We start from the raw sequence: 24,054 nt of genomic DNA, 5'->3' as shown, positions 1-24,054 counted from the left end.
CGACTCGAAGCCGACTCTCAGAGTTCCGCGTGCAGCGCCCACACGCGCTCGGCTGAGCTCGTCCACGAGAACGCCCGCGCCCGATCGGAGCCGAGCACCCGCAACCTCTCGCGCCCGGAACCGAGCGCATCGCTGAGCGCGTCGTCGAGCTGATCGGAGGGCACCACAGCTCCCCCATCGGCGATCACATCGCGATGCACTCCCGAGTCCACTGCGACGATCGGCGTGCCCAGCTCCATCGCCTCGATCAGCCGCCACGGCCAGGCCGCAGCCTGCGAGGTCGCGACGAGGGCATCCGCTCCCGCGAGCAACGCTGCTCGTGATGAGTCGTCGAGCTCATGGGCGATGTGCGTCCGACGCTCAGGAAGACCCACTGAGGAGGCCAGTTCGATCAGCGCGACACCTGCGCCTTTCTGGGTATCCACGACCACGGCCTCCGCTTCCGCACGCGCAGCCGCGCGGAAGCCGTCCCCGAACGACTCGCCATCGCCCGTGATCACGATGTAGCGCTCCGGCAGCTGCAGGTCCGCCCGCAGCATGGAGGCGTCCTCCGGCTCGCGGAAACCGATCGGCGCAGCACCGGCGATCACGCGAATGCGGTCGCCGAGGCGCGCGATCTCCCCCAACCGTTCCGCCATGGCGTGTGACGGCACGACCACGGCATCCGCGTGCTTGACCGCTCTCTTCAGCATCGCTCGCTGCCATGCGACGCTCGTCTTCGGCATGGTCTCCGGGGCTTCCCAGGCGCACAGATCCCAGAGCGTGACCGTCGTCTGGTCGTTGTCGTGCAGCCTGTCATGACGCACCAGGGGCGCGAGCAGGGTGGGCGAATGGATCAGCCCGCCTCCGACTCCAGCCGCGATGCCCATCTGCCAGGCGGCGGCCAGCTCACGCCGCGCGAGCGGCAGCGTTCGGACCTCGCTCAGACCGGCGATCGAGGCTTCCGTCCCGCTCGGCGCGATCGCCGAGACAACGCAACCACGAGGGGCGGTGCGGATCAGCCCCTCCGTCAGAGCCCGAGCCGCGCGAGCCAGGTCGGCGTCCACACCGACCTCGTCGACAACGACACGCAGCTGCACAGTCATAGCCTCAGCGTAGCCGCGGCCCCCACCGCGATCAGAAGCCTCTCCGGCGCGGAGCCGAGCACTCTGCATACTCACAGTCCGCGCGCATACAGCGCCGCCGGCAACAGGTCGACGGGCTCCTCAGCTCTCGGCCGAGCCCACAGGCTCGAGCAGATCCTTCTCCTCGATGAGCTCCAGCGACAGCACTCGATATCCCTCGGCTTCGAAGAACACCGTCATCCGATCGTCCTCGACAGACATCACGGTGCCAGGTCCCCACTCCCGGTGATTGACTTGGTCATCGACCTGGAAACCCGCATCGGTCACAGCATCCCGCTCCTCTCCGATGTTCTCCGCGACGCCCGCCGCACACGTGTCGCAGTTGCCGCACGGCTCGTCGAGCTCTTCACCGAAGTATCCGAGCAGCACCTGGCGGCGGCACCGGCGCGTCTCGGCGTACGAGCGCATCATCTCGATGCGGGACTGATCGATGCGCTCTCGCTCCTCGACACGCTCGAGGGCGTCGGAGACCGCCGTCTCGACGTCACTGCGGGCGAGCAGTCGTGCCCCGGTGCGCCCGATGCGCACGTGCCCGGTGTCGGACAGCAGGGCGAGCAGTGCGGTCACGCGGCGGGCCGAGAGACCGGATGCCTCTGCCAGCTCTGCGCGCCTGCCCGCGCTGCTCTCGAGGGCACCCAGGAGCCTGCGGAGCTCGCCGCCGGCGGGCTTGCGTCCGGCGAAGTACTTCCGCAGCGCGAGATCCTCGGGGCGGAAGTGCAGGGTCGCCTGGGCCGGCTCGCCGTCGCGGCCGGCACGACCGAGCTCCTGGTAGTAGGCGTCGACCGACTCGGGTGCGTCCGCGTGCACGACGAACCGCACGTTGGGCTTGTCGATGCCCATCCCGAAGGCAGAGGTCGCGACCACCACGTCCAGTCGGTCATCGAGCAGATCCTCGTGCACCTGGGTCCGCGACTTCGCCGACATACCCGCGTGGTACGCGGCAGCTCGCAGCCCCCGCTCCTGCAGCCGCTGCGCATAGTGCTCGGTGTCGCGTCGCGTCGCCGTGTACACCAGGCCCGGCTTCGGCAGCTCGGCGACCTCATCCTCGACCGCCGCTCGCTTGTCGGCATCCTCAGTGTGCCGTCGCACCGTCAGGGCGATCCCGGGTCGGTCGAGCTCGCCGATGCACTCGAACGGATCCCGCAGGCCCAGTCGCCGCGCGATCTCGGCGCGCACCGGTGTGGATGCCGTCGCGGTCAATGCCATGATCGGCGGGCGCCCGAGGCGCTCCGCCACTGCACCGAGCATCAGGTAGTCGGGCCGGAAATCGTGCCCCCAGGAGGCGATGCAGTGCGCCTCATCGACGACGAACAGCGAGACATCCAGGTCGGCGAGAGCCGTCAGCACCTCCTCCTTCGCCAGCTGCTCGGGTGCGAGCAGCACGAACTCGGCCTGGCCCGAGCGCAGCATCCGCCATGCCTCGCGTTTTCTGCGCACTCCGCCGGCGGAGTTCAGCGCGACCGCCGCCGGTGCGTCCGGTGCGTTCTCGATGCCGACGAGCTGATCCTCCTGCAGCGCGATCAGCGGCGACACGACCACCGTCACGCCCGCACGCAGAGTCGCGGCGATCTGGTACATCACCGACTTGCCGTAGCCGGTCGCGAGCACACCCAGCACGTCACGCCCGCCGACGACCGCCTCGATCGCGTCGCGCTGCGCGGGTTTGAGCTGGTCGATTCCGAAGGACTCGCGAGCGACGCGGTCGATGTCTTCTGTGATCACACCCCATCGCATCGCGCCATCGCCGATCACACCACGGGGTTGCGTGGGGAGGTGGTACGGCCTAGGCCCTTCGACAGGCTCAGGGACCCGAGACGGCTGAGGACCCGAGACGGCTCAGGGACCCAGGACAGGCTCAGGGACCCAAGACGGCTCAGGGACCCAAGACAGCTCAGGGCCCTTCGACAGGCTCAGGGACCCAGGGGATCAGGGGCTGGGCGTGGGCGTCGGCGGGTGCAGCGCGGCGTCGACCATCTCGCGGATCAGCGAGTAGTCCGGCTCGGCCTCCACGATGCCGTTGTCGGGCGTCAGCTCGATCTGGGCGACCGGCTGGTCCTTGGCCTTCTGGACGAGATCGAAGAACTCGGGCAGCTTGCTCGTGGGCAGATCGGTCTGCACGAGCTGAGTGCCGGCCGCTGCGATCTCGTTGAAGCGCGTCAGAACGGTCTGCGGGGTGAACTGCTGCAGGATCGCCACCTGCAGCTCCCGCTGCCGCTTCATGCGGTCGAAATCGCTCGTCGTGTACCGCGATCGGGCGTACCACTGCGCCGTGTCGCCGCTCATGTGCTGCGGTCCCGGCTCGATCCAGCCGATCGCCCAATCCTCGGCGGACTGTCCGGGGTATGCCGGCCCACCACCCTTGGGAAGGCGCTCCACGACCGTGATGTCCACACCGCCGAGCGCGTCGATGAGCGCCGCGAACGCATCCATGTCGACGAAGACGTAGTAGGGGATCTCGATGCCGAGGATCCCCTCGGCGGCATCCTTCGTCGCCTCGATCGCCGGGGTCGAACCGTGGGCGGCGGCGTCGGGGTAGATCGAGTCCCCGCGGTCTTTCCGGCATTCCTCCACCGCATTGGTGAGCTGGTTGATACCCGCCCCCCAGCCGCACTGCCGGTCGTCATGCCCCTCGAAGTAGTTGCGGTAGTCGTAGCCGACGAGCTCGGGATCGCGCATCGGGCTGCCCTCCGCGAACGGGAACTCCCTCATGTCGCGGGGGATGCCGGTGATCGTGACGGCTCCCGAGTCGGCGTTCACCGAGACCACCGAGATGCTGTCGAACCGCATCGAGTCGCGTCCGTCGCCGCTGTCGGCGCCCAGCAGCAGGATGTTGTAGTACCCGTCGCTCGGCGGCAGGCTCGGCCCGCTGTTGCCGAAGATCGTCGTCAGCGCGCCGCGGCTCGACGCGACGACGGTGGAGACGTAGACCGCTGAGGACGTGGCGAGCGCGAGCACCAGCACGGAGGCCACCACCATCGCCCACCGCGAGAAGACCGGCACCCTCACCAGGCGCGCCAGGCGCAGGGTGTCGATGGTCAGCACCACCCACAGGATCGCGTATCCGATCAGCAGCACCTGCACGAGCGTCAGGACGAACCAGGACAGCGGCCCGGTGACGAACCACACCAGAGCGTCCTGCGCGAACAAAGCCATCCCCGCGGCGACGATGAGCAGGAACCACCCCAGCAGGGTGGCTCCGAGCCCGAAGCGACCCAGGCGGCGGTTGCCGGCGAGCACCTGCGCCGAGCCGGGGATGAGCACATTCATCCCGACGAGCCACCAGCCGCGGCGGCCCATGACCGCCGGATCCGCCGCATCCGGATGCCGCAGCGGCCGGGTCTCGATGAGCGGCCGCCCCCCTCGCGCCGGGGCGTGCGGGGCGGCCAGGGTCACAGCGAGTCCTTCAGCCGCTGGTTCTTCTGCTCCACCTGCTGCTCGAGGTCGCAGGCATACGCCTCGACGCGATCAGCGAGCGCGGCGTCGGAGGTGCCGAGGATCCGCGCCGCGAGGATCCCCGCGTTGCGGGCTCCGCCGATCGACACGGTGGCCACCGGGATGCCCGCGGGCATCTGCACGATCGAGAGCAGCGAGTCCATCCCATCGAGGTACGCGAGCGGCACGGGGACGCCGATGACCGGCACGGCGGTGACCGAGGCGAGCATGCCGGGCAGGTGCGCCGCTCCCCCGGCCCCGGCGATGATCGCCCGGATTCCGCGGCTGCGTGCCTCTCGCCCGTAGCTCATCAGCTTGTCGGGAGTGCGGTGCGCCGAGACGACCTCGACCTCGTGCGGGATGCCGAAGTCGGTGAGCGCCTGGGAGGCGTCGCTCATCACGCGCCAGTCGGAGTCGGATCCCATGACGACGCCGACGAGGGGCGTGCTCGAGGAGTGCAGTGGCTCAGTCACCATGACAGGCTACGATGCGGCGCTGGGAGAAGGTGGCAGCGGCACGCGCGCGCTCAGACGAACAGAGCGGCTGCCGCACGGGCGGTGTAGACGATGTCTTCGAGGTCGTCGCCCGAGACGTTCACGTGCCCGACCTTGCGGCCCGGACGCGGAGCCTTGCCGTAGGTGTGGATCTTCGCGTCGGGATACTCCTGCATCGCGGGAGCGAAGCGGTCGGCGAGCGAGCCGTCGGCGGGACCGCCGAGGATGTTGATCATCACGGTCCACGGCTGACGCGGCTCGGTGCGACCGAGGGGCAGGTCGGCGACCGCTCGCAGGTGCTGCTCGAACTGCCCGGTGATCGCGCCGTCCTGACTCCAGTGCCCGCTGTTGTGCGGACGCATCGCCAGCTCGTTGACGAGGATGCGATCGTCGTCGGTCTCGAACAGCTCCACGGCGAGCATCCCGGTCACTCCGATCCCCTCGGCGATCCGGCGACCGATCTGCTCGGCGAGCTCGACCACGCGCTCGGTGGTGCCGGGGGCCGGCGCGATGACCTCGGCGCACACGCCGTCGCGCTGCACGGTCTCGACGACCGGGTATGCGACGGTCTCGCCGCTGGGCCGGCGGGCGATCTGCTGGGCGAGCTCGCGACGGAACGAGACCAGCTCCTCCGCGAGCAGAGCCTCGCCCCCGGCCGAGGCGAACCAGTCTGCTGCCTCTGACCCGGACCGCACGACGCGCACGCCCTTGCCGTCGTAGCCGCCGCGCGGCGTCTTCACGACCGCTCCCCCGCCGTGCTCGTCGATGAACCGCTGCAGCTCGCCGGCGTCATGCACCGGCGCCCAGTCGGGCTGAGGCACGTCGAGCTCGGCGAGACGCGCGCGCATGACCAGTTTGTCCTGCGCGTACTGCAGTGCGTCAGGGCCGGGATGCACCTGCGTGCCGTCCGCGACAAGCGCCCGGAGCACCTCCTGCGGGACGTGCTCGTGATCGAAGGTGATGACGTCGACGTCGCGGGCGAAGGCGCGCACCGTCTCGAGGTCGCGGTAGTCGCCGACGGCGGTCGCGGCCAGCTGCGCCGACATCCCCTCGTCCTCGGCGAGCACCCGGATGTCGAGTCCGAGTTCGACCGCCGGGGCGATCATCATCCGAGCCAGCTGTCCTCCGCCGATCACACCCACGCGCACGGTCATGCAGCGCCCCTTTCGTCGTCTCCATTCTCGCGTACTCCGTCGCGGGCGGAGAACGATCGGCGCTCAGTACCCCCGGCTCGCCGTCTGCGCATCGCGGTGGGCGAGGATCTGATTCACCTCGACCTGATCGGCGAGCACCTCGTGCACCAGGCTGGCCATGGGCACATTCACCAGCCGCACCGGCTCGTCGGCGCCGTCGCTCAGCGTGATGGTCCCCGCGCCCCACAGGCGCTGCAGCAGGCCCCGGCGGATGCTGATCGAGTAGCCGCGCATGTGCGACAGCTCACGGCGGCGACGCGAGCCCAGGCCGTCGCGCACGATGACGCGACGCGTGGTGATCGTGAAGGTGCGCGAGATCCAGTGCAGGAACGGCATCACCACGAGCAGGAGCACCACGATGCCGGCTGCGGAGAGCAGCATCCAGTTCTCGTAGGGCGCGGGCAGGTTGTCGTAGAGGTACGCCGTGACGCCGACGGTGGCGATGAGCAGCACTGCCGACCAGAACAGCCGGCGCGCATGACTGCGCAGACGCGCGACGAGCAGCTCTTCGGCGGGCGCACCAGGGGGCGGCATGTTCGGCCGGCCGCCGAGGGTCACGGGCTGGGTCACCCTTCCATTGTGCCCGCGGAGGGACGGGGACGCGGAAGGCCCGCCGGGCGCGTCGGCTCAGGCGAGCCGGGCGTGCACGACATCACCGGACGCGACGGCACGCTCGACGCCGTCGACATCGACCATCAGGCATCCATCGGCCTGCAGGCCCACGGCGCGACCGCGCAGCGTCGCGCCGTGCGGCATGGTCACCTCGACGTCGCGACCGAGGCTGAGACAGCGCTTCTCGGCTTCGCGGTGGAGTCCGGATGCCGCAGCTCCCCGGCGGGCGAGCTCGGCGACCAGGTCGCGCAGCCCGATCAGATAATCCGAGAGCAGACGATCGATGTCAGCGGCCGCGCCGAGCGCGGCGAACGACGTGGCCGTCGACACCGGCAGCTGCTCGGACGTCATCGCGGTGTTCACTCCGCTGCCGATGATCACGCCGTGCGGGGTGACCTCGGCGAGGATGCCGCAGATCTTGCGTCCGTCGACGAGGACGTCGTTGGGCCACTTGAGCCCGACCTCGTGTGCCGGGAGCTGGGCTGCCACGGCATCCGCCATCGCCACCCCCGCCGCCAGCGGGAGCCAGCCCCACGCGTCCGGATCTGCGGGCAGATCCCGCAGCAGCACCGAGACGGCGAGCGCAGAGCCCGCCGGTGTCGTCCACGTGCGATCCAGCCGGCCGCGGCCGGCTGTCTGCGCGTCGGTCACGATGACCGCCAGATGCCCGAGCCGCTCGCCGTGGAGCCGCTCACGCATCTCGGCATTGGTCGAGCCGCACGACTCGAGCACGATGAGCGGGTCGGCCAGCGCACGCGTGCGCGAGAGCTGCATCAGTCGTCGTCCTCGTCGGCGCCGTCGCCGCCGTCCTCGTCGGATGCCCCGGATCCGGCATCCCTGGCGTGCCACTCGTCCCACTTGAGCATGAGCTGCTCGATCGCGCCGTGGAACTTCTCGGTCGCCACTCCCGGTGCGGTGTCGCCGAAGTAGTGCTGCACCCAGGTGCGCAGCCGCGCGACCGCCTCATCGTCGGCGGCGACCCGCTCGACCTCGTCCACGATGCGCGCAGCACCGTCGACGGTGAGCCACTCGCACGCCGAGAGGTATCCGGTCGTGTCGATGGACGCGCGCTCGTCGGCCGGGCGGGTGATCAGCAGCGGCTTGCCCGCAGCGAGCCTGTCGTAGACCATCGCCGAGATGTCGACGACGGCGACATCAGCGGCGGCCAGCTGCCAGCCGAGCTCCGGACCGTCGTCGTACACGTGCTGCGCGCCGGGGCCGGCGGTGTTCGCCTCGTCGATCGCGGCGAGGATGCGACGGTGTGCCGCGCCGTACTCGTCGCTCACGACGCCGCTGCGCGGATGCGGACGGTAGATCACCCGATGGCGGCCCGTGGCGAGAAGCTGGGTGACCAGGGTCTCGCCGTGCGATGCGATCGAGCCGTAGTGCGCCGAGGGGCGGTCGCCCTCCCAGGTCGGCGCGTACAGCACGACCATGCGCTCGTCGGGCGTGTACGGCAGGGTTCCGGAGTAGTGGTCGGCCTGCGGCCGGCCGATCTCGATCGTGCGGGTGGCGAGGTCGTAGTCCCACAGCGTGCGGCTGAGCCGGTCGCGGGCCGCCTGACCTGCGATCAGGGCGTAGTCGTACGCCTTGTACTGGTTCGTGGTCATGTACATCTTGTCGGACTCGCCGTGGTTGATGAACACGTGCCAGCGCCTGCCGTAGCGGAACATCTGGAAGTTGCGGGTGTTCTGGTTCACGTAGAGCACGATGCGGATGTCCTGCTCGGCGATGAACCGCTCGAGGTCTCGCACGGTGGGCACGAAGGCGACCGGGGGTGCGTCCTCCTCGATCAGCCGCTCAGCTCCGGTCGCGCTGCGGGAGAGCACGACGACGGGCCACCGCTTCGCGAGCTCGGCGAGGGGGCGGTACCACTGGCGCATCTGGTACATGTTGACGGCGCCGTCGGCGAAGTACACCGCGATGCGGTAGTGACGGTGCGGGTGGGGTCCCTGCGCGATCACGCGGCGGCGCACCCGCTGCACGGCCGAGCGGGAGGTCAGTGCCTTCTGCAGCAGTCGATACGCCTTCTTGCCGTCGGAGACCACACCCATCCCTCCAGGATAGCGGGCGGTCGTGCTCACCTTCAGGCGTCGGGATGCCCGGCGGCGGCGTCCCAGAGCCGATCGATCGCGGCTTCGAAGCGCGCGGTCGCCGCTCCCGGCGAGGTGTCGCCGAAGTAGCGCGCCGACCAGCGGCCCAGGCGCTCGATCGCCTCGACGTCGACCCGCACGCGCTCGATCTCGGCGACCGCGCCGGTCCGGGCGGCGGTGGCGCTCAGCCACTCACAGGCCGAGAGGTAGCCGCTCTCATCGATCTCCGCCTCTGCGCTCACCGGGCGCGTCACGAGCAGCGGGCGCCCGGTGGCGAGGCGGTCGTAGATCATGGCCGAGACGTCGAGCACGGCGACGTCTGCGGCGGTGAGCTGCCAGCCGATGTCGGGACCGTCGTCGTACACGTGGTGCGCAGCGGGATCAGCGGCGTTCGCCGTCGACAGCATCGCGATGATCCGCTCGTTCGCGGCGCGGTACTCGGCATCCACCACACCGGTGCGCGGATGCGGACGGTAGATGACCCGGTGCCGGCCGGTGGCGAGCAGAGCCTCGACCAGGGCGACGCCGTGCGTGCGCACCGATCCGTACGCCATCGATGCCCGATCGCCCTCCCAGGTCGGCGCGTAGAGCACGACCGTGCGCTCGTCGGGCGCGAACGGGACGTCACCGGCGAAGTGGTCGGCCTGCGGCCGGCCGATCATGCTCGTGCGCTGGTCGACGTCGTACTCCCAGAGGGCATCGGCCAGACGATCGCGCGCGGCCTCGCCGGCGATGAAGGCGTGATCGTACGCCTTGTACTGATTGCTGCTCATGTAGACCTTGTCGGACTCGCCGTGATTGATGAACACGTGGATGCGCCGGCCGTACCGGAGCATCTGGAAGTTGCGGGTGTTCTGATTCACGTAGAGCACGACGCGGATGTCCTGCTCGGCGAGGAATGCCTCGAGGTCGGCGACTTCTGGCACGAAGGCGACGGGCAGAGCGTCGTCGCGCAGCAGTGCCTCCGCCCCGCGCGGCGAGCGCGAGAGGACGACGACGGGATGGCGGTCGGCCAGCCGCTGCAGCGGGCGATACCACTGACGCATCTGGTACATGTTCACCTCGGTGTCGGCGAAGTACACCGCGATGCGGAAGCGCCGGGTGGGCAGGGGCGAGCGGCCGGCGAGCAAGCCCCGCACATTCCGCCGCGCCTCCCGCACCCGCATGGCGCGCCGCACCAGCCGGATCGCCTTCTTCACGTCTCGGACAACGTCCATCCCGGGACGCTATCGAGCCAACCTCCGAATCGACCGTGCTGGCTCGCCGAACGCGCATGACATGATCGACACGTGCAGGATGACGACAGGATCACCTCCGCCGGCGTCTCGTTCGTGATGCCGGTTCTGAACGAGCGCGACTATCTCGAGCACGCGGTGCGCTCGGTGCTGGAGCAGGACATCGACGGTCCTGCCGAGCTGGTGCTGGCCCTGGGTCCGTCCAACGACGGCACGACGGAGCTGGCCAGGCGCCTCGCCGATGAGGACCCCCGCATCATCCTGGTCGACAACCCCGCGGCGCACATCCCGGTGGGCTTGAACGCCGCGATCCGGGCGAGCCGGCACCCCACGATCATCCGTGTCGACGCGCATTCCGAGCTCTCCCCCGGCTACGCGCGCCGCGCGCTCGAGACGCTGCAGCGCACCGGGGCGGCCAACGTCGGCGGGATCATGCGCGCCGATGGGCGCACCCCGTTCCAGAGCGCCGTGGCGCGGCTGTACAACTCTCCCGTGGGCCTCGGCGGCGGCGCGTACCACGGCAGCGAGCACGAGGGCGAGGCCGAGTCGGCTTACCTCGGCGTGATGCGCCGGGATGTCATCGAGCAGGTGGGCCTGTTCGACGAGACCATCCGTCGCGGCGAGGACTGGGAGCTGAACCTCCGGATCCGGCAGGCTGGTCACCTCGTCTGGTTCGACCCGGCGCTGTCGGTCACGTACTGGCCGCGCGAGAGCTGGTCGCGGCTGGCCAGGCAGTTCCGTGCCACCGGCGCATGGCGCGGGGAGCTGGTGCGCCGTTTCGGGCGCCGGAACGGGCTGCGCTTCTTCGCTCCGCCCGTCCTGGTGATCGTGACCGCGACGGCCCTGCTCGTCGGCATCCTGCAGCTCGTCGGCGTGCTGCGCGGCATCGCGGCCATGATCGCGTCGGTGATCTACCTGCCGCTCCTCGCCTACGCTCTGCTGGTCATCGGGGTCGGCCTCGTGAGCCCGGGCGGGATGCGCCGGCGTCTGTGGACGATGGCCGTGCTGCCGACCATGCACCTCTCGTGGGGCGTCGGCTTCCTCGGCGGTGCGCTGCGCGGCGCGGGCGACACGGTCGATGCGTCCCGGCTCGGGTCGCGCAACACGCCGCTGCCCTGACTGTCGGTGGGGTCCGCCCTTCGACAGGCTCAGGGACCCAGAGAGGCTCAGGGACCCAGAGAGGCTCAGAGGCCGAGAGAGCTCAGGCCGTGAGCCACCCCTGATCGAGCATGCGCGACACGACGCGGTCCGCGGCCTGGCCGTCGTCGCGACGGTTGAACTGCGAACGCCAGGCGGCGTACCGCTCACGGTAGGCCTCGGGCACCTCCGGCTCGTCGAGCGCGCGGACGAGCTCGTCCTGGCTGTGCACGAGCGGCCCCGGCGCGCGCTCGGCCAGATCGAAGTAGAACCCGCGCAGCTCGCCGCGGTAGTGCTCGAGGTCGGGCACGAGGAAGAACATCGGCCTGCCCGTGACGCTGAAGTCGAACATCACCGACGAGTAGTCGGTGACCAGCACATCGGCGATGAGCAGCAGCCGGGCCGTCTCCGGGTACCCGGTGACGTCGATGACCCTGGCCCCGGCATGATCGCGGCCCGGCCGGATGGTGCGGGAGTGGCCGCGCACCAGCACGACCGAGTCCGTCTGCTCGGCGAGCAGCTGCGGGTCGACGAAGTCGACCATCTCCGAGCGGTCGTCGCGCCACGTGGGTGCGTAGAGGATGACCCGCTCATCGGCCCCGATGCCCAGCGCCTCGCGGACGGGAGCCGGGTCGCCGTTCACGAGCACGTCGTTGCGCGGGTAGCCCTCGACCCAGATCGGCTTGCCGAAGAACGCGTAGGCCTTCTTCAGGATGCGGGCGGCGTAGGGGTTCTGCGCGAGCAGCACATCCCACCGGCGGGACTCCTTGATGACCGCGGCCATCCGGCGCGGGTCGAATCCGGGCCGGTGCAGCGCGAGCCGCTTGAGAGGCGTGCCGTGCCAGGTCTGCATCACGATCTGGCCGGGCTTGCGCACGAACCGTCGTCGCAGCCAGTCGTTGACGACGAGGATGCGGGACTCTGCGCGGGCGCGCCACCAGTCCGGTCCGCCCTCGACGACCGGCACCGCTCCCTCCGGCACCTCCACCGACAGATCGGTCACGCTCCAGTACCTGGTCACGGCCGGCGCGCGTTCGGCGAGCACGCGGTCGATCGCGCGCGGGTTGCATCCGGCGGTCTGGCCGTAGAAGCTCTCGAAGAAGACCGCGTTCTCACCGGCGCCGATCTGCGAGGCGTACCGCTGCTCGAGGGTGCGCTGCCCCTCCGGCGTCTCGTAGATGGGTGGGATGGGCGCCGCGATCAGGGCATCCGCGCCCCGCACCTCGATGCGCAGGCCCGGCAGCAGCGTCGGCTCGATCTCGACGCCGTCGAGATCGACACCCTCCACCGTCAGCTTGTACGAGCCGGCGGGCAGCGGCAGCGCGGCCCCTCCCCAGCGGGATGCCTGCAGCGGCAGCGTCGCCTTCCAGGTCTTCCCCCCGCCGGTGAGCCGGGCGGAGACGCGCGCGCGCGGCCCGACCAGGGAAGCGGATGCCGGGCGGGCGCCGGCGCCGGAGATGATCAGCGTCTGCGTCTGCTCATCGATGCGAGCCGTGGTCATCGTGCTCCCTTCGGCGCGGGGATGCCGCGCGCGCGGATGGCCTGGTACACGCGGCGGGCGTTCTGCCCGTCGCGATGCGCGTGCATGTGCGCGCTGAGTTCGGCCGAGCGCGCGGAGCGCTCTGCCCTGACCGTGTCGTCCGACAGCACCGCGTCGAGCTGATCGAGAGCCCCCGGCCAGTCGGTCGCGTGATCGTCACCCGCGACGTCGGAGTATCGCCCGTAGAAGCCGCGCTCGTGGGCGTACTGCTCGGCATCCGATGCCAGGTACACGACCGGCATGGCCAGCAGGCCCACGTCATAGGCCATCGACGAGTAGTCGGTGATGAGCACGTCCACCCGCGGCAGCGCCGGTGTGACATCGGCGAGCAGGTCGGAGTTCAGCATCCGCACCCGTCCGCTCGACCACGGCGGCGCGTACGCGCCGGCGCCGAGCGGATGCGACCGGATGAACAGGAGGGCATCGTGCTTCTCGAGCAGCCGGACGATCTCGACCCACTGTGCGGCGGTCGGGACCGCCGGGTCTGGCGCGCCGTCGCGCCAGGTCGGGGCGTAGAGCAGCACGCGCTGTCCGGTGAGCACCGGGCCCGTGCGGGTGAGCAGCTGTGTCGCGGTCGCGCGCCGCTGCCGGTCGGATCCGGTCGAGAGCACGTCGACCCGCGGCTCGCCCGTCACGACGACGCGGTCGTGGCCGAGGCCGAAGGCCGATTCCAGTCGTCCGCGCGAGCGATGGGAAGCGGCGGGCAGCACCTGGATGCGCTGCGCCGCTCCGCGGTACAGCGCGGTCAGCAGCCGACGCAGCGCAGCGGCGCCCGGCAGCCCCGGCGGCACCTGCGCCGTGATCGGCGAGTCGAGTCCGATGCGCTTGAGCGGGATGCCGTGCCACAGCTGCACGACGAACGCGTCGCTGCTGCCGTATCTGTTCACATCCCCCAGTCCGTGCGTGACGACGATCACGCCGGCGCGGGTGGTCGCCCACCAGCCGCGGACGCTGTCACGCAGGACGGTGCGGATGCCCAGTGCTCTGGCGTCCTCAGCATCCTGCGGCGAGCGCGCCAGCCAGAGCACGCGGTGCCCCGCCTCGGCCGCGACGCGGTACATCGCGAGGGCTCCGTCGCCGACGCCAGCCCCGCAGCCGAAGACCCATCTGTCGCCGCGCGGGATCAGCAGCGCCGCGACGCGTCCTGTGGCATACAACGGCATCCGGAGCAGCTTCGCCGCGTTGCCGGAGCCGAATGAGAAGGACGCCACCTCGCGAGCCTATCGCGGGGTGGCGTCCTTCTCGGGGAGTCGGCTGGCAGAGCTCAAAGCTTCAGCTCGCCGAGCGTCACCTTCGCCTCGTAGGTCTTGCCGGAGCGGACGTAGCTCAGCGTCGCGTCACTGCCGGCGGCCGCCGCGCGCACCTGGGCGGTGAGGTCGCTGGCGCCGGTGATCGGCACGCCGTTGAACCGGGTGACGACGTCTCCGCGCTGCAGGCCTGCCTCAGCTGCCGCACCGCCCGCCGTCGGGGTGTCGATCACGGCACCGGCGACCGACGCTCCCTTCACACTCGACGCGTCGCGCACGGTGGCGCCGAGCAGACCGTGCGTGGCGGCGCCGTCGGCGATGATCTCCTCGGCGACGCGCTGGGCGATGTTCGAGGGGATGGCGAAGCCGAGGCCGATGGATCCCGCCTCGCTCGACGACGACGAGCCGCCGGCGGTCGCGATCGCGACGTTGATGCCGATCAGGCTGCCCTTGCTGTCGACGAGCGCGCCGCCGGAGTTGCCGGGGTTGATGGCCGCGTCGGTCTGGATCACGGCGATCGAGATCGACTGCTTCGCCTGCTGCTGGCCCATGCCGGGGATGTCGAACTGGAACGGGTTGCCGCTGCCGCCCTGCTCACCCTCGCTGTCGGGCTGCTCCGAGTTGTCGGGGAGCGCCGACGAGGCGACCTCGATGCTGCGGTTCAGCGCGCTGACGATGCCCGTGGTGACCGAGTTCGACAGGCCGAGGGGTGCGCCCACCGCGACGGCGGTGTCGCCGACGTTGAGCTTGCTGGAATCGGCCATCTCGATCGGTGTGAGGTCCTTCGCCCCCTCGAGCTTGATGACAGCCAGGTCGTACACCGGATCGGTGCCGACGACGCTCGCTTCGAAGATGCGGCCGTCGGAGGTCGTGACGCGGATGGACGGGTCGGCTACCGCGCCGCCGAGGGTGACCACGTGCGTGTTGGTCAGCACGTGGCCCTCCTTGTCGAGGATCACTCCCGATCCACTGCCCGACTCGCTGGATCCTGCGACCTCGATCGTCACCACCGACGGCAGCACCTCGGTGGCGATGGCGGTGGTCTCGTTGACCGAGCCCGGGTTGTTGACCGTGACGCTCTGCGGTCCGGTCTCCGACTGCGACGCAGGCTGGTTGAACACGGCGGTGCCGATGGCGCTGCCGCCGAAGCCGGCGACCCCGCCGACGAGCGCCGCGGCGAGGATGAGGCCGGCGACCTTCACGGCTCCGCCGCCCTTCCTCTGCTCGGTGCCGTGCACGCCGGCCTGGCCGGTGGATCCGGCAGGGGCGGCGACCAGCGTCGGGTCGAGGCTGAGCGTCGGCTGCTCGGCGGATGACGGCGATCCCGTCGGGTGCGGCGGCTGAGGCATCCCGTGCTGCGGAGCGCCGTACGGGGCGCCGGCGGGCTGCGTGCCGCCGGGCTGGGCGGCGGGCCCGAAGGTTCCACCGGACTGCGGCGGGACGCCATACGGGGCGCCAGGCTGCGGTGACGCGGGGGCCTGCCACCGCGCCTGGTCGGAGCCGAAGTGCGAGGGCACGTGCTGACCCGGCGCCGACGACGGCGGGGTCGGAGCCGAGGCCTCGGGATTCGAGGGCTGGTCGGGGGTGCTGTTGTCGTTCATCTTCTGCTCCTTCTCAATGCCCTATCAGAGTGACAACCGAGTCTGTGCGTTTCGTATGCCGCCGATGACATTCACCTATGGTCTTAGCCTGTTCTGCATGGATGTCATATCAGGAGCCTGGCGCCGCACCGCTGCGGGAGCCGGTCTGCTCTCTCCCGACGGCCGGGTCGCCCCCACCATCTTCGCCGAGATGTCGGCGGCAGCGGCGCGAACCGGGTCAGTGAATCTCGGCCAGGGCTTTCCCGATGAGGATGGTCCGGCTCAGGTGCTGGAGGCGGCGAGGGATGCCATCGCGCGCGGCGCGAACCAGTACCCGCCGGGCCGGGGCATCCCGGATCTGCTCACCGCGATCAGCGAGCACCAGCGCCGCTTCTACGGACTGGAGGTCGATCCGGACACCGAGATCCTGGTGACGGCGGGAGCGACCGAGGCGCTCACCGCCACCCTGCTCGCGCTGATCGACGGCCCCGACGACGAGGTCGTCGTCTTCGAGCCCTACTACGACTCGTATGCCGCCGCCGTGGCGCTGGCTGGCGCCCGGCTGCGCACTGTGCCGCTCCGCCGGCCCGACTTCCAGCCCGATCTCGACGAACTCGCCGCGGTGGTGAACGATCACACCCGGATGATCCTCGTCAACGACCCGCACAATCCCACCGGCACCGTGTTCACGCCCGAGGTGCAGGCGGAGATCGTGCGGCTGGCGAACCTGCACGACGCGGTGATCGTGACCGACGAGGTGTACGAGCATCTGTCCTTCCACGCACCTCACGTGCCGCTCGCGACGCTGCCGGGAGCTGCCGAGCGCACGCTCACGATCTCCTCGGCGGGCAAGACGTTCTCGACCACGGGGTGGAAGATCGGCTGGGTGCACGGACCTGCGGCTCTGATCACCGCGGTGCTGACCGTGAAGCAGTTCCTCACCTATGTGAACGGCTCGGCGTTCCAGCCCGCGATCGCGGTCGGGCTGCGGCTGCCCGACGCATACTTCGACGGCGCGGCAGCGACCATGCTGCGCAAGCACGAGCTGCTCGGCGACGCGCTGCGCGCGGCGGGCTTCGACGTGTCCGCCCCGCAGGGCGGCTACTTCACCGTCGCGGATGCCACGGCGCTGGGCGGCGCGGACGCCGCGGCGTTCTGTCGTGCCCTGCCGGAGCGCGTCGGGGTCGCGGCGATTCCGATCAGCGCGTTCGTCACGGCGGGGAATCAGGGGCAGTATGCCGGCCTCGTGCGCTTCGCCGCGTGCAAGCGCGTCGACGTGCTCGAGGAAGCCGGCCGGAGGCTGGCGGGATTGCGCTGACGCGCGGGCCGGATTCCTGTTCGCACGCGGTCAGCGCGGCACGACGCGGTAGCGGCGCAGCCGCAGCGACGGGTTCGTCTCGCGCGTGCGCGCGATCAGCTCCGGGTCGAGGGATGCCACGCCCACTCCCTCCCCCGCGCTGACGCCTGCGACGACCACGCCCTGCGGGTCGATCACCTGCGTGTAGCCCACGCCGACCGGTGCCGGATGGTCGGCCGCGATCACGTACGCGGTGTTCTCGATGGCTCGTGCGGTGAGCAGCGTGTTCCAGTGGTGCTCCTTGAGCGGGCCGCGTACCCACTCGGCGGGCACGATCAGGGCATCCGCACCGGCATCCACCAGCGTCCTCGCCACCTCAGGGAAGCGCAGGTCGTAACAGGTCATCAGTCCGAACCTCATGCCGAACGCGTCGAAGACGGCGGGGTCGCCGAGTTCGCCCGGCTCGATCCAGTCCGACTCCCGCTGCCCGAACGCGTCATACAGGTGCTGCTTGCGATAGAGCGCCTGCACCCCGGCATCCGACACCGCGACGACGGTGTTTCGCACGCGACCCGATGCTGCCGTCTCGACCATCCCGGCGACCACGACGACGCCGTGCTGACCGGCCAGCGCGCGCAGGGTGTCGACGAACGTGCCGTCCAGGCTCTCCGCATGCTGCGCGAGGGTCTCGTCCATCTCCGGGGTGAAGTAGTTCGAGTACTCCGGCAGCACGACGAGGTCCGCGCCGCGCTGTGCAGCCGAGGCGACGAGCTCGCCGATCCGCTCCCGGTTGCGCTCGGGTGAGGCATCCGGAGCGAACTGGCACACGGCGACGAGAGGAGTGGCTGCGCTCATGCTGCCATCCTCCCTCACTCCCGGGGTGCGAGCGCTCTGCTCTCGGGTGCGGTGAAGGCCGTGCGGGTACCTCTTCGCTCGAGCGAGAATGCGCTGAGCTCGGCCTCGACGCGGCGCGTGTACGGCAGGAAGAGCAGGGCGACGGCGCCGACGAGGGCGAACCCGATCGGCACCGCGGCCGTGGCGAGGCGGATGCCGAGCTGCGCGCTCTCGGACTGCACCTCCGCGTTCTGGTCGTACCCGAAGGCGCTGATCAACCACAGGTAGAGCGCGGTCTGGCTGCCGATCAGGGGCGCCGACATCAGTGCGCGCAGCGCGGCGAACGAACCGGTCTTGCGCGTGCCGGTGTTCCGCTCGTTCTCATCGACGAGCGCGGCCTCCAGCGGCGCGCCCGCGGTCATCATGATGTGCCGCCCGCTCATCAGCACGATGTAGCACAGCAGCGCGTGCCACCACTGCGTGGCGAAGAGCAGGGCGGCCAGCCCCAGCACGTATGGGAGCAGGCCGATGAAGATGCTCGTCCGACTGCCGATGCGCTTGATGGCACGGGCGAACAGCGGCAGCAGCAGAAGCACGACGGCCATGGATCCCACGTCGATGATGGTGGCCTCGGTGCCGGAGCTGCGGATCACGTGATCCATGAAGTACAGGAACGCTGTGAAGTACATCCCCATGGGCGCGAGCGCCGTGGCGCTCCAGGCGAACCACGCCCAGAACGCGCGCATGCGCAGGATCGAGCGGGCATCCGCCGCCAATTGACGCCAGGTGACGGTCTGCTCCCCCGCGTCGCCGTGCTCGTACAGCTCGGGCGGGTCCTTCAGCCGCAGCACCGGGATGAGGTAGAGCGCGCCGTTCAGCGCGACCACGCCCATGAGGATCGTGGCCATCGTGGTGTGCTCGGTGACCGTGTCGCCGACCAGCAGCTGCGTTGCGACGATGGTGGCGAACGCGGAGGTGACATTGCCGATCCACGCCTTGCCGACTTCGATGTCGATGCGGTCCTCACGGGCGGGCGCGGCGAGATAGATGTAGCTGGTCGTCGCGATGAGGTAGAAAGTCGACGCGACATCGAACAGGAACAGCTCGATGAGGAACACCCACAGCAGAGTCGTCTGCGACCACGACGGGTCGCTCCACGCCATAGCGATGAGCCCGAGCAGCATGAACGGCACCGTCGTGCGCATCACCCGCAGGAACTTGCCGCGGCCCGGTCGGTAGCGCATCTTGTCCAGAACGACCCCGAAGACCGGATCGTTGATGACGTTCCAGATGTTGAAGGCCAGATAGACCCATCCCACGTAGGCCGGATCGAGGCCGATGACGTCGGTGTAGAACTTCACGTACACGTTGTGGATGACCACGTTCGACATCCACGTCGCCGGCAGGGGCGTCGACAGCAGCGCCTTCTGACGGAAGGTGAGGGCCATCGCGCGCTACCCCACTGTCAGTTCGTACTCGCCGATCCCTGCGGGAACGGTGACCCAGAGGCCGTCGCGCTCGGCCTGCACCGCTCGCCCGTCGCACGTGGCCCGCGGCTCTCCGGCGGGCGCGAAGAACACCGACGGAGCACCGGTCTCCGCGCCCTGCCATCGAGCATGCAGCGCGCCGCCGTCGACCCGCCATCGCAGTCCGTCACCGGCGAAGGCGACCGGACGCGGCCTGGTCAGTGCTCCCGCCGCCTCGGAGCCCGCGAAGCCCTCCTGCCAGCACCAGTACGTCCACGACCAGCCGCGCTCATCGAAGAGATCCTGCAGCGCTGTGGCATGACTCGCCACACCCGTGCCCAGATCCAAGGCGCCCCACTCGCCGACGATCACGGGCACGCCGAGGCGCTCAGCCGTCTCGGCGTGGCGGGCGAAGATGGTCGCCGCTCGGATGTCGCTCGACAGGCTTATCGCCGGAGTGTCGACGGTCAGGTCGTACCCGTGCGGTGAGTACACCTCGCCGGGGTCGTCGAGCGGGGGCTGGCCCGACGGGATGCCGAGATTTGCGAAGTAGCTGTGCTCGCGCAGGATCAGCCCGTGCGGATCGACGGTGCGCACGGCGTCGGTGACGCGCGCCATGAGCGGGGCGACGCTGCGCTGCTCGAACTCGGCGACGAGCGGATGCACGGCATCGCCCACGGCTCGGTGCACCGCCTCGTCCTCGAGGTGCGCGAGCTGACGCAGCTTCGCCTCGGGATCGGCGAAGTCCGACAGCAGCTGCTCCGGCTGCTGGCCGGTCGCCTGGGCGAAAGCACCGATGAGCGCACCGAAGATCTGCGGAGCGGCGCTGCCCGGGGCGGGCTCGTTGAGCAGGTCGTAACCGGCGACGGCGGGATGGCGTCCCAGTCGCGCGGCCACGTGTGCCCACATGGCGGCGAAGCGCTCCTGCAGCCCGACACCGCCAGGCCCCGACGCGTTGCGCCAGAATGCGTCCAGAGCCTCGTGCACCGCGGCGCTGGACAGGTAGGCATCGCTCCACAGCTCGCTGGGCTCGAATTCCTGTGCGGTGAGGGTCGCCCAGTGCGGCGCACCGTCACCGAAGCGCTGAGAGTAGAGATCCTGGTGCGCGTCGAGGACCGCGAGCATGCCGGCCTCGTGGATGAGGTCGAGCTGCTCGTCGAGCCAGTCGAGGTAGGCCTCGTCGTACGCCCCGGGGCGCGGCTCGACAGCCGCCCAGATCACGCCCAGGCGCACGAGGGTGAATCCCCGCGCCGCGAGATCCGCGATGTCCTCCGCCGTCCATTCCCCGCGGAAGCCTCTCGCTGTGAAGTCGCCGATCTCGCTGCCGCCGCCTTTGGCCACGAGGTTGATGCCGTGCAGCACACGATGACGCCCGTGCACGTCGCGGAGTCGGGCTGCGTCGCTGCGCAGCGGCGGCGGACCGGGCCGCGGCGCGGGGTCCTCCGCGACGGCGCTGCGGACGGGGATGCGGATCTCATCGGTCATGTCGCTCTCCGGCGGACCTCGTCGTCCGCGTGCTCAGACAGGAGCGGGACAGCTGTCCCACTGCTCGGAGGCTAGCCTGTCCGCCCCCCGCGAGCCAGAGGCGAGATCGCGGCGGCAACGAAAAAGGCCCGGTCCTTGCGGACCGAGCCTTTTCCTCTTGTTGCGGGGACAGGATTTGAACCTGCGACCTCCGGGTTATGAGCCCGGCGAGCTACCGAACTGCTCCACCCCGCGGCACGTTTTATAGCCTAACACGGCTTCAGGGAGAGGTCGAATCGAGGGCGGCCGGCAGACGCACACGGGCGTGTCGCGTCTGCCGGCACTGCCTTATTCGGTCGCCGCGCCGTCCTCGAGGGCGAGCAGCTTCTCGATGGCGGCGGTCAGCTTCTTGTCCTCGGCGGCGAACCGCTCGAGGTCACCGGACTTGAGCGCCGTCTCGCGGGCCTGAAGCGCGGCACGAGCCTCTTCCAGCGCCGTCGCGGCCTCGCCGGTCGGCGGGGTGCTGCCCTGGTCGGGGTCAGCGGGGGCATCCGGATCGGCTGGTGTCTCGGGATCGGTGGGTTCCACGTCGCCGTCACCGCCGGCGGCACCGGCGTCGCCGCCGAAGAGCACGTCGAGCGCTTCGGTCAGCGTGTCCTCGAAGGCCACGCGGTCACCGAACGCGACGAGCACCTTGCGCAGGTTCGGCAGCTTCGTCCCCTCGGACGACTGCACGAAGACCGGCTGCACGTACAGCAGGCCACCGCCGACCGGCAGGGTCAGCAGGTTGCCGTACTTCACATCCGACTTGCCGAGCGTCAGCACGTTCAGCTTGTTGGCGATCTCGGTGTCGGAGTCGAACGTGTTCTGCACCTGACCGGGGCCGGGCACCGTCGTGTTCGTATCGATCTCCAGCAGCCGCAGCTTGCCGTATCCCTCGGCCTTCTCGCCCTTCTTGCTGCCGGCATCCGAGTCGACGGCGAGGTAGCCCATGAGCACCTCGCGGCTCTCGCCCTGCTGCGCGGCGGGAATGAAGGTGGAGAACATCGAGAAGCGCGGCTCGTCCTGGCCCGGCATCTTCATCGACAGGTAGTACGGCGGCTGCAGGCGGTCCTTGGCGCGGGGGTCGTCCGGCGTCTGCCAGCGGTTGTCCTCCTGTGCGAACGAGCGTGCGTCGTCGATGTGGTAGACCCCCAGCACGTCGCGCTGCACCTTGAACAGGTCGGTCGGGTAGCGCACGTGGCTCATCAGGTCGCCCGACATCTCGCTGATCGGCTCGACGGTGGCCGGGTAGACCTTCTGCCAGGCCTTGAGGATCGGGTCCTCGTCGTCCCAGGCGTACAGCTTCACCGAGCCGTCGTAGGCGTCGACCGTCGCCTTGACCGAGTTGCGGATGTAGTTGATGTTGTCGAACGACACCACGGATGCCGGGGTGCGGGAGTCCGCGATGGCATCCCGCAGGCTCACGGTCTTGGAGTACGGGTAGCTGGCGCTCGTGGTGAAGCCGTCGACGATCCAGACGATGCGACCGTCGACGACGCTGGGGTACGGGTCGTTGTCGAGGGTCAGGTAGGGCGCGACCTTCTCGACGCGCTTCTTCGGGTCGCGCTCGTAGAGGATCTGCGACTCGGAGTTCACCAGGTTCGAGAACAGGATCTGCTCGGACTGGAACTTCATCGCGTACAGCAGCTTCACGAACGTGTTGCCGATGCGCGGGCCGCCGTCGCCGTCGAAGGTCGTCTTGGTGTCGCTCGCGCCATCCTCGCCGCGCGGGTAGTCGATCTCGACCGGGTCGGTGTCCTTCGGCGCGCCGACGATCGAATACTCCGGCGAGGACTCACCGAAGTACACGCGCGGCTCGAACTTCTCGGTCTCGGTGAGGAAGCCCGAGGTGGGGATGCCCTGCTCGAGGAAGACGGGCTCGCCGTCGCTGGTGCGCTGGTTTCCGGCGAGCGCGACGAGGCCGTAGCCGTGGGTGTAGACCGCCGCACGGTTGTTCCAGCTGTCGCCGCCGCCGAGCTTGGTCAGGTCGAGGTCGCGCACCGATACGACGGTGTCCTGCGACTTGCCGTCGATCTCATAGCGGTCGACGTCGAGCTCGGGAGCGAACTGGTAGTACGAGCGGTACTGCTGCAGCTGGCGCACCGTCGGGCTGATGATCGACGGGTCCATGATGCGCACGGATGCCGTGGTGTCGGCGTCCTCGCGCAGCTGCCCAGGCTCGGTGTCGGTCGTCGCAGCGAACGGAGTGACCTCCATGTCGGCGACGCCGTACGCCTCCTTCGTGCTCTCGATGCTGCGGTCGTAGAACTCGGCCTGGTAGGCGTTCTCGTTGGGCTTCACCTGGAAGGTGGTCACGACCCACGGGTAGCCCATGCCGACGACGAGCGATGCGACGACGAACAGCGCGGTGGCTGCCAGCGGGAAGCGCCAGCGGCCGATCACGGCCGTGACGAGGAAGAGCACCGCCACGACGGCGGCGATGATCGAGAGGATGGCGAGTCCGGGGATGGTCGCGTTGACGCCGGTGTAGGCGGCACCTGTGATGCGGCCCTCGGGCTGCACGAGCGTGAGGTACCGGTCGAGCCAGAGGCTCACGGCCTGCACCGCGAGGTACACGCCGGCGAGCACCGCGAGCTGGATGCGGGCGGGCTTGGAGATGCGCAGCTCGCGCTGGCCGATGCGCACCGAGCCGTACAGGTACGACACCAGAGCCGTGATCACGAGGCAGAGCAGCAGCACGGCCGATGCGAAGGCCAGCAGCGCCGAGTAGAACGGCATCGCGAAGAGGTAGAAGCCGGTGTCGACGCCGAACTGCGGGTCGAGGGTGTCGGTGGTCACGCCGTTCGCCCACAGCCACACGGTCTTCCAGTTGCCCGCGGCGGCGAAGCCGGCGAACACGCCGAAGAACACGGGCATCCCCCACATCGCGAGGCGGCGCAGCGGCTCGATGACCTCCTGATAGCGATCGAGCTGCGAGCTCAGCCGCACGTACACCGGACGCAGCCGGTACGCGAGCTGGATGCACAGGAAGATCGGCAGCGCCATGCCGAGGAACCCCACGGCGAACATCGTGGCGGTGGCGATCCACTGGGTGGTCAGCACCGAGGCGAAGTCGAGCTGGTCGAACCAGAGGAACTCGGTGTAGAGCGAGGAGAACACGAAGAACGCCGCGATGATGGCGGCGATGATCGCCACCGAGATCGCGAGTATCCGTCGTGATGTGCTGGGCGTGGCCGGCTGCGGCGCTGAGGTCGAGGTCACTGTTCCATCCTAGGCAGGCGACCTATGACGCGGCCCCGGATG

18 protein-coding genes and 1 tRNA gene are annotated in these 24,054 nt (G+C 69.8%); 2 read left to right on the top strand and 17 right to left on the bottom strand.

The window, feature by feature from the left end:
• Positions 1–17: 17 nt before the first annotated feature.
• From ACIPV2_RS03520 to ACIPV2_RS03480, 9 genes are all read right to left on the bottom strand, one after another.
• Positions 18–1,085: a glycosyltransferase gene (locus tag ACIPV2_RS03520; RefSeq protein WP_400838560.1), complete on the bottom strand. Its 1,068-nt coding sequence runs from the start codon at positions 1,083–1,085 to the stop codon at positions 18–20.
• 120 nt (positions 1,086–1,205) lie between these two features.
• A complete protein-coding gene (locus tag ACIPV2_RS03515; protein ID WP_400838557.1) occupies positions 1,206–2,846 on the bottom strand; it encodes a RecQ family ATP-dependent DNA helicase in 1,641 nt (546 codons plus the stop codon).
• Between the two features lie 204 nt (positions 2,847–3,050).
• Entirely contained in the window at positions 3,051–4,517 is a 1,467-nt protein-coding gene (locus ACIPV2_RS03510) for an LCP family protein (RefSeq protein WP_400838554.1), read from the bottom strand.
• A complete protein-coding gene (gene purE, locus ACIPV2_RS03505; protein ID WP_400839902.1) occupies positions 4,514–4,981 on the bottom strand; it encodes a 5-(carboxyamino)imidazole ribonucleotide mutase in 468 nt (155 codons plus the stop codon). The genes ACIPV2_RS03510 and purE overlap by 4 nt, the downstream gene beginning before the upstream one ends.
• A 101-nt stretch (positions 4,982–5,082) precedes the next feature.
• Positions 5,083–6,204 carry a 5-(carboxyamino)imidazole ribonucleotide synthase gene (locus ACIPV2_RS03500; RefSeq protein WP_400838551.1) on the bottom strand — a complete coding sequence of 374 codons (1,122 nt, stop codon included), beginning with the start codon at positions 6,202–6,204 and terminating at the stop codon, positions 5,083–5,085.
• A 63-nt stretch (positions 6,205–6,267) separates the two neighbouring features.
• Entirely contained in the window at positions 6,268–6,813 is a 546-nt protein-coding gene (locus tag ACIPV2_RS03495; RefSeq protein ID WP_400838547.1) for a PH domain-containing protein, read from the bottom strand.
• A gap of 57 nt (positions 6,814–6,870) precedes the next feature.
• Complete coding sequence (locus ACIPV2_RS03490) at positions 6,871–7,629, bottom strand: biotin--[acetyl-CoA-carboxylase] ligase (RefSeq protein WP_400838544.1); 759 nt, start codon at positions 7,627–7,629, stop codon at positions 6,871–6,873.
• Positions 7,629–8,909, bottom strand: a complete 1,281-nt coding sequence (locus ACIPV2_RS03485; RefSeq protein WP_400838541.1) for a CDP-glycerol glycerophosphotransferase family protein — start codon at positions 8,907–8,909, stop codon at positions 7,629–7,631. The genes ACIPV2_RS03490 and ACIPV2_RS03485 overlap by 1 nt, the downstream gene beginning before the upstream one ends.
• A 32-nt stretch (positions 8,910–8,941) precedes the next feature.
• Positions 8,942–10,165, bottom strand: a complete 1,224-nt coding sequence (locus tag ACIPV2_RS03480; RefSeq protein ID WP_400838538.1) for a hypothetical protein — start codon at positions 10,163–10,165, stop codon at positions 8,942–8,944.
• Between the two features lie 117 nt (positions 10,166–10,282).
• Between ACIPV2_RS03480 and ACIPV2_RS03475 the strand changes: the two genes are divergently transcribed.
• A complete protein-coding gene (locus ACIPV2_RS03475; RefSeq protein WP_400839900.1) occupies positions 10,283–11,302 on the top strand; it encodes a glycosyltransferase family 2 protein in 1,020 nt (339 codons plus the stop codon).
• 82 nt (positions 11,303–11,384) lie between these two features.
• Here ACIPV2_RS03475 and ACIPV2_RS03470 read toward each other — a convergent pair whose 3' ends face one another.
• The 3 genes from ACIPV2_RS03470 to ACIPV2_RS03460 are packed head-to-tail and all read right to left on the bottom strand — an operon-like array spanning position 11,385 to position 15,708.
• Positions 11,385–12,821 (bottom strand): CDP-glycerol glycerophosphotransferase family protein, encoded by a 1,437-nt coding sequence (locus ACIPV2_RS03470; protein WP_400838535.1) that lies wholly within the window; start codon positions 12,819–12,821, stop codon positions 11,385–11,387.
• Positions 12,818–14,071, bottom strand: coding sequence for a CDP-glycerol glycerophosphotransferase family protein (locus ACIPV2_RS03465; RefSeq protein ID WP_400838532.1), 1,254 nt, complete (start codon positions 14,069–14,071; stop codon positions 12,818–12,820). Before ACIPV2_RS03465 ends, ACIPV2_RS03470 begins: the two co-directional genes overlap by 4 nt.
• Positions 14,072–14,124: 53 nt before the next feature.
• Positions 14,125–15,708, bottom strand: a complete 1,584-nt coding sequence (locus tag ACIPV2_RS03460) for a trypsin-like peptidase domain-containing protein (protein ID WP_400838529.1) — start codon at positions 15,706–15,708, stop codon at positions 14,125–14,127.
• 97 nt (positions 15,709–15,805) lie between these two features.
• Between ACIPV2_RS03460 and ACIPV2_RS03455 the strand changes: the two genes are divergently transcribed.
• Positions 15,806–17,005, top strand: a complete 1,200-nt coding sequence (locus tag ACIPV2_RS03455) for an aminotransferase class I/II-fold pyridoxal phosphate-dependent enzyme (protein ID WP_400838526.1) — start codon at positions 15,806–15,808, stop codon at positions 17,003–17,005.
• Between the two features lie 30 nt (positions 17,006–17,035).
• On the opposite strand, the gene ACIPV2_RS03450 is transcribed toward ACIPV2_RS03455, so the two are convergent.
• From ACIPV2_RS03450 to ACIPV2_RS03430, 5 genes are all read right to left on the bottom strand, one after another.
• Entirely contained in the window at positions 17,036–17,839 is an 804-nt protein-coding gene (locus ACIPV2_RS03450) for a carbon-nitrogen hydrolase family protein (RefSeq protein WP_400838523.1), read from the bottom strand.
• A gap of 14 nt (positions 17,840–17,853) precedes the next feature.
• Positions 17,854–19,266, bottom strand: a complete 1,413-nt coding sequence (locus tag ACIPV2_RS03445; protein ID WP_400838520.1) for an MFS transporter — start codon at positions 19,264–19,266, stop codon at positions 17,854–17,856.
• Positions 19,267–19,272: 6 nt separating this feature from the next.
• Positions 19,273–20,769: a glycoside hydrolase family 5 protein gene (locus ACIPV2_RS03440; RefSeq protein WP_400838517.1), complete on the bottom strand. Its 1,497-nt coding sequence runs from the start codon at positions 20,767–20,769 to the stop codon at positions 19,273–19,275.
• A 160-nt stretch (positions 20,770–20,929) separates the two neighbouring features.
• A tRNA-Met gene (locus ACIPV2_RS03435) sits at positions 20,930–21,003 on the bottom strand.
• A 93-nt stretch (positions 21,004–21,096) separates the two neighbouring features.
• Entirely contained in the window at positions 21,097–24,012 is a 2,916-nt protein-coding gene (locus ACIPV2_RS03430) for a UPF0182 family protein (protein ID WP_400838515.1), read from the bottom strand.
• Positions 24,013–24,054 lie beyond the last annotated feature (42 nt).

Source organism: Microbacterium sp. NPDC089987 (assembly GCF_044748505.1).
Lineage (GTDB): Bacteria > Actinomycetota > Actinomycetes > Actinomycetales > Microbacteriaceae > Microbacterium.
The sequence above is the reverse complement of the archived record's forward strand: the minus strand, read 5'-3'. Positions and strand labels throughout refer to the sequence as shown.

Excerpts from the sequence above, each read along its gene's own strand:
- ACIPV2_RS03520 (WP_400838560.1), bottom strand. The coding sequence starts at position 1,085 with ATGACTGTGCAGCTGCGTGTCGTTGTCGACGAGGTCGGTGTGGACGCC.
- purE (WP_400839902.1), bottom strand. The coding sequence starts at position 4,981 with ATGGGATCCGACTCCGACTGGCGCGTGATGAGCGACGCCTCCCAGGCG.
- ACIPV2_RS03500 (WP_400838551.1), bottom strand. The coding sequence starts at position 6,204 with ATGACCGTGCGCGTGGGTGTGATCGGCGGAGGACAGCTGGCTCGGATG.
- ACIPV2_RS03490 (WP_400838544.1), bottom strand. The coding sequence starts at position 7,629 with ATGCAGCTCTCGCGCACGCGTGCGCTGGCCGACCCGCTCATCGTGCTC.
- ACIPV2_RS03485 (WP_400838541.1), bottom strand. The coding sequence starts at position 8,909 with ATGGGTGTGGTCTCCGACGGCAAGAAGGCGTATCGACTGCTGCAGAAG.
- ACIPV2_RS03480 (WP_400838538.1), bottom strand. The coding sequence starts at position 10,165 with ATGGACGTTGTCCGAGACGTGAAGAAGGCGATCCGGCTGGTGCGGCGC.
- ACIPV2_RS03475 (WP_400839900.1), top strand. The coding sequence starts at position 10,283 with ATGCCGGTTCTGAACGAGCGCGACTATCTCGAGCACGCGGTGCGCTCG.
- ACIPV2_RS03470 (WP_400838535.1), bottom strand. The coding sequence starts at position 12,821 with ATGACCACGGCTCGCATCGATGAGCAGACGCAGACGCTGATCATCTCC.
- ACIPV2_RS03460 (WP_400838529.1), bottom strand. The coding sequence starts at position 15,708 with ATGAACGACAACAGCACCCCCGACCAGCCCTCGAATCCCGAGGCCTCG.
- ACIPV2_RS03455 (WP_400838526.1), top strand. The coding sequence starts at position 15,806 with ATGGATGTCATATCAGGAGCCTGGCGCCGCACCGCTGCGGGAGCCGGT.
- ACIPV2_RS03450 (WP_400838523.1), bottom strand. The coding sequence starts at position 17,839 with ATGAGCGCAGCCACTCCTCTCGTCGCCGTGTGCCAGTTCGCTCCGGAT.
- ACIPV2_RS03445 (WP_400838520.1), bottom strand. The coding sequence starts at position 19,266 with ATGGCCCTCACCTTCCGTCAGAAGGCGCTGCTGTCGACGCCCCTGCCG.
- ACIPV2_RS03440 (WP_400838517.1), bottom strand. The coding sequence starts at position 20,769 with ATGACCGATGAGATCCGCATCCCCGTCCGCAGCGCCGTCGCGGAGGAC.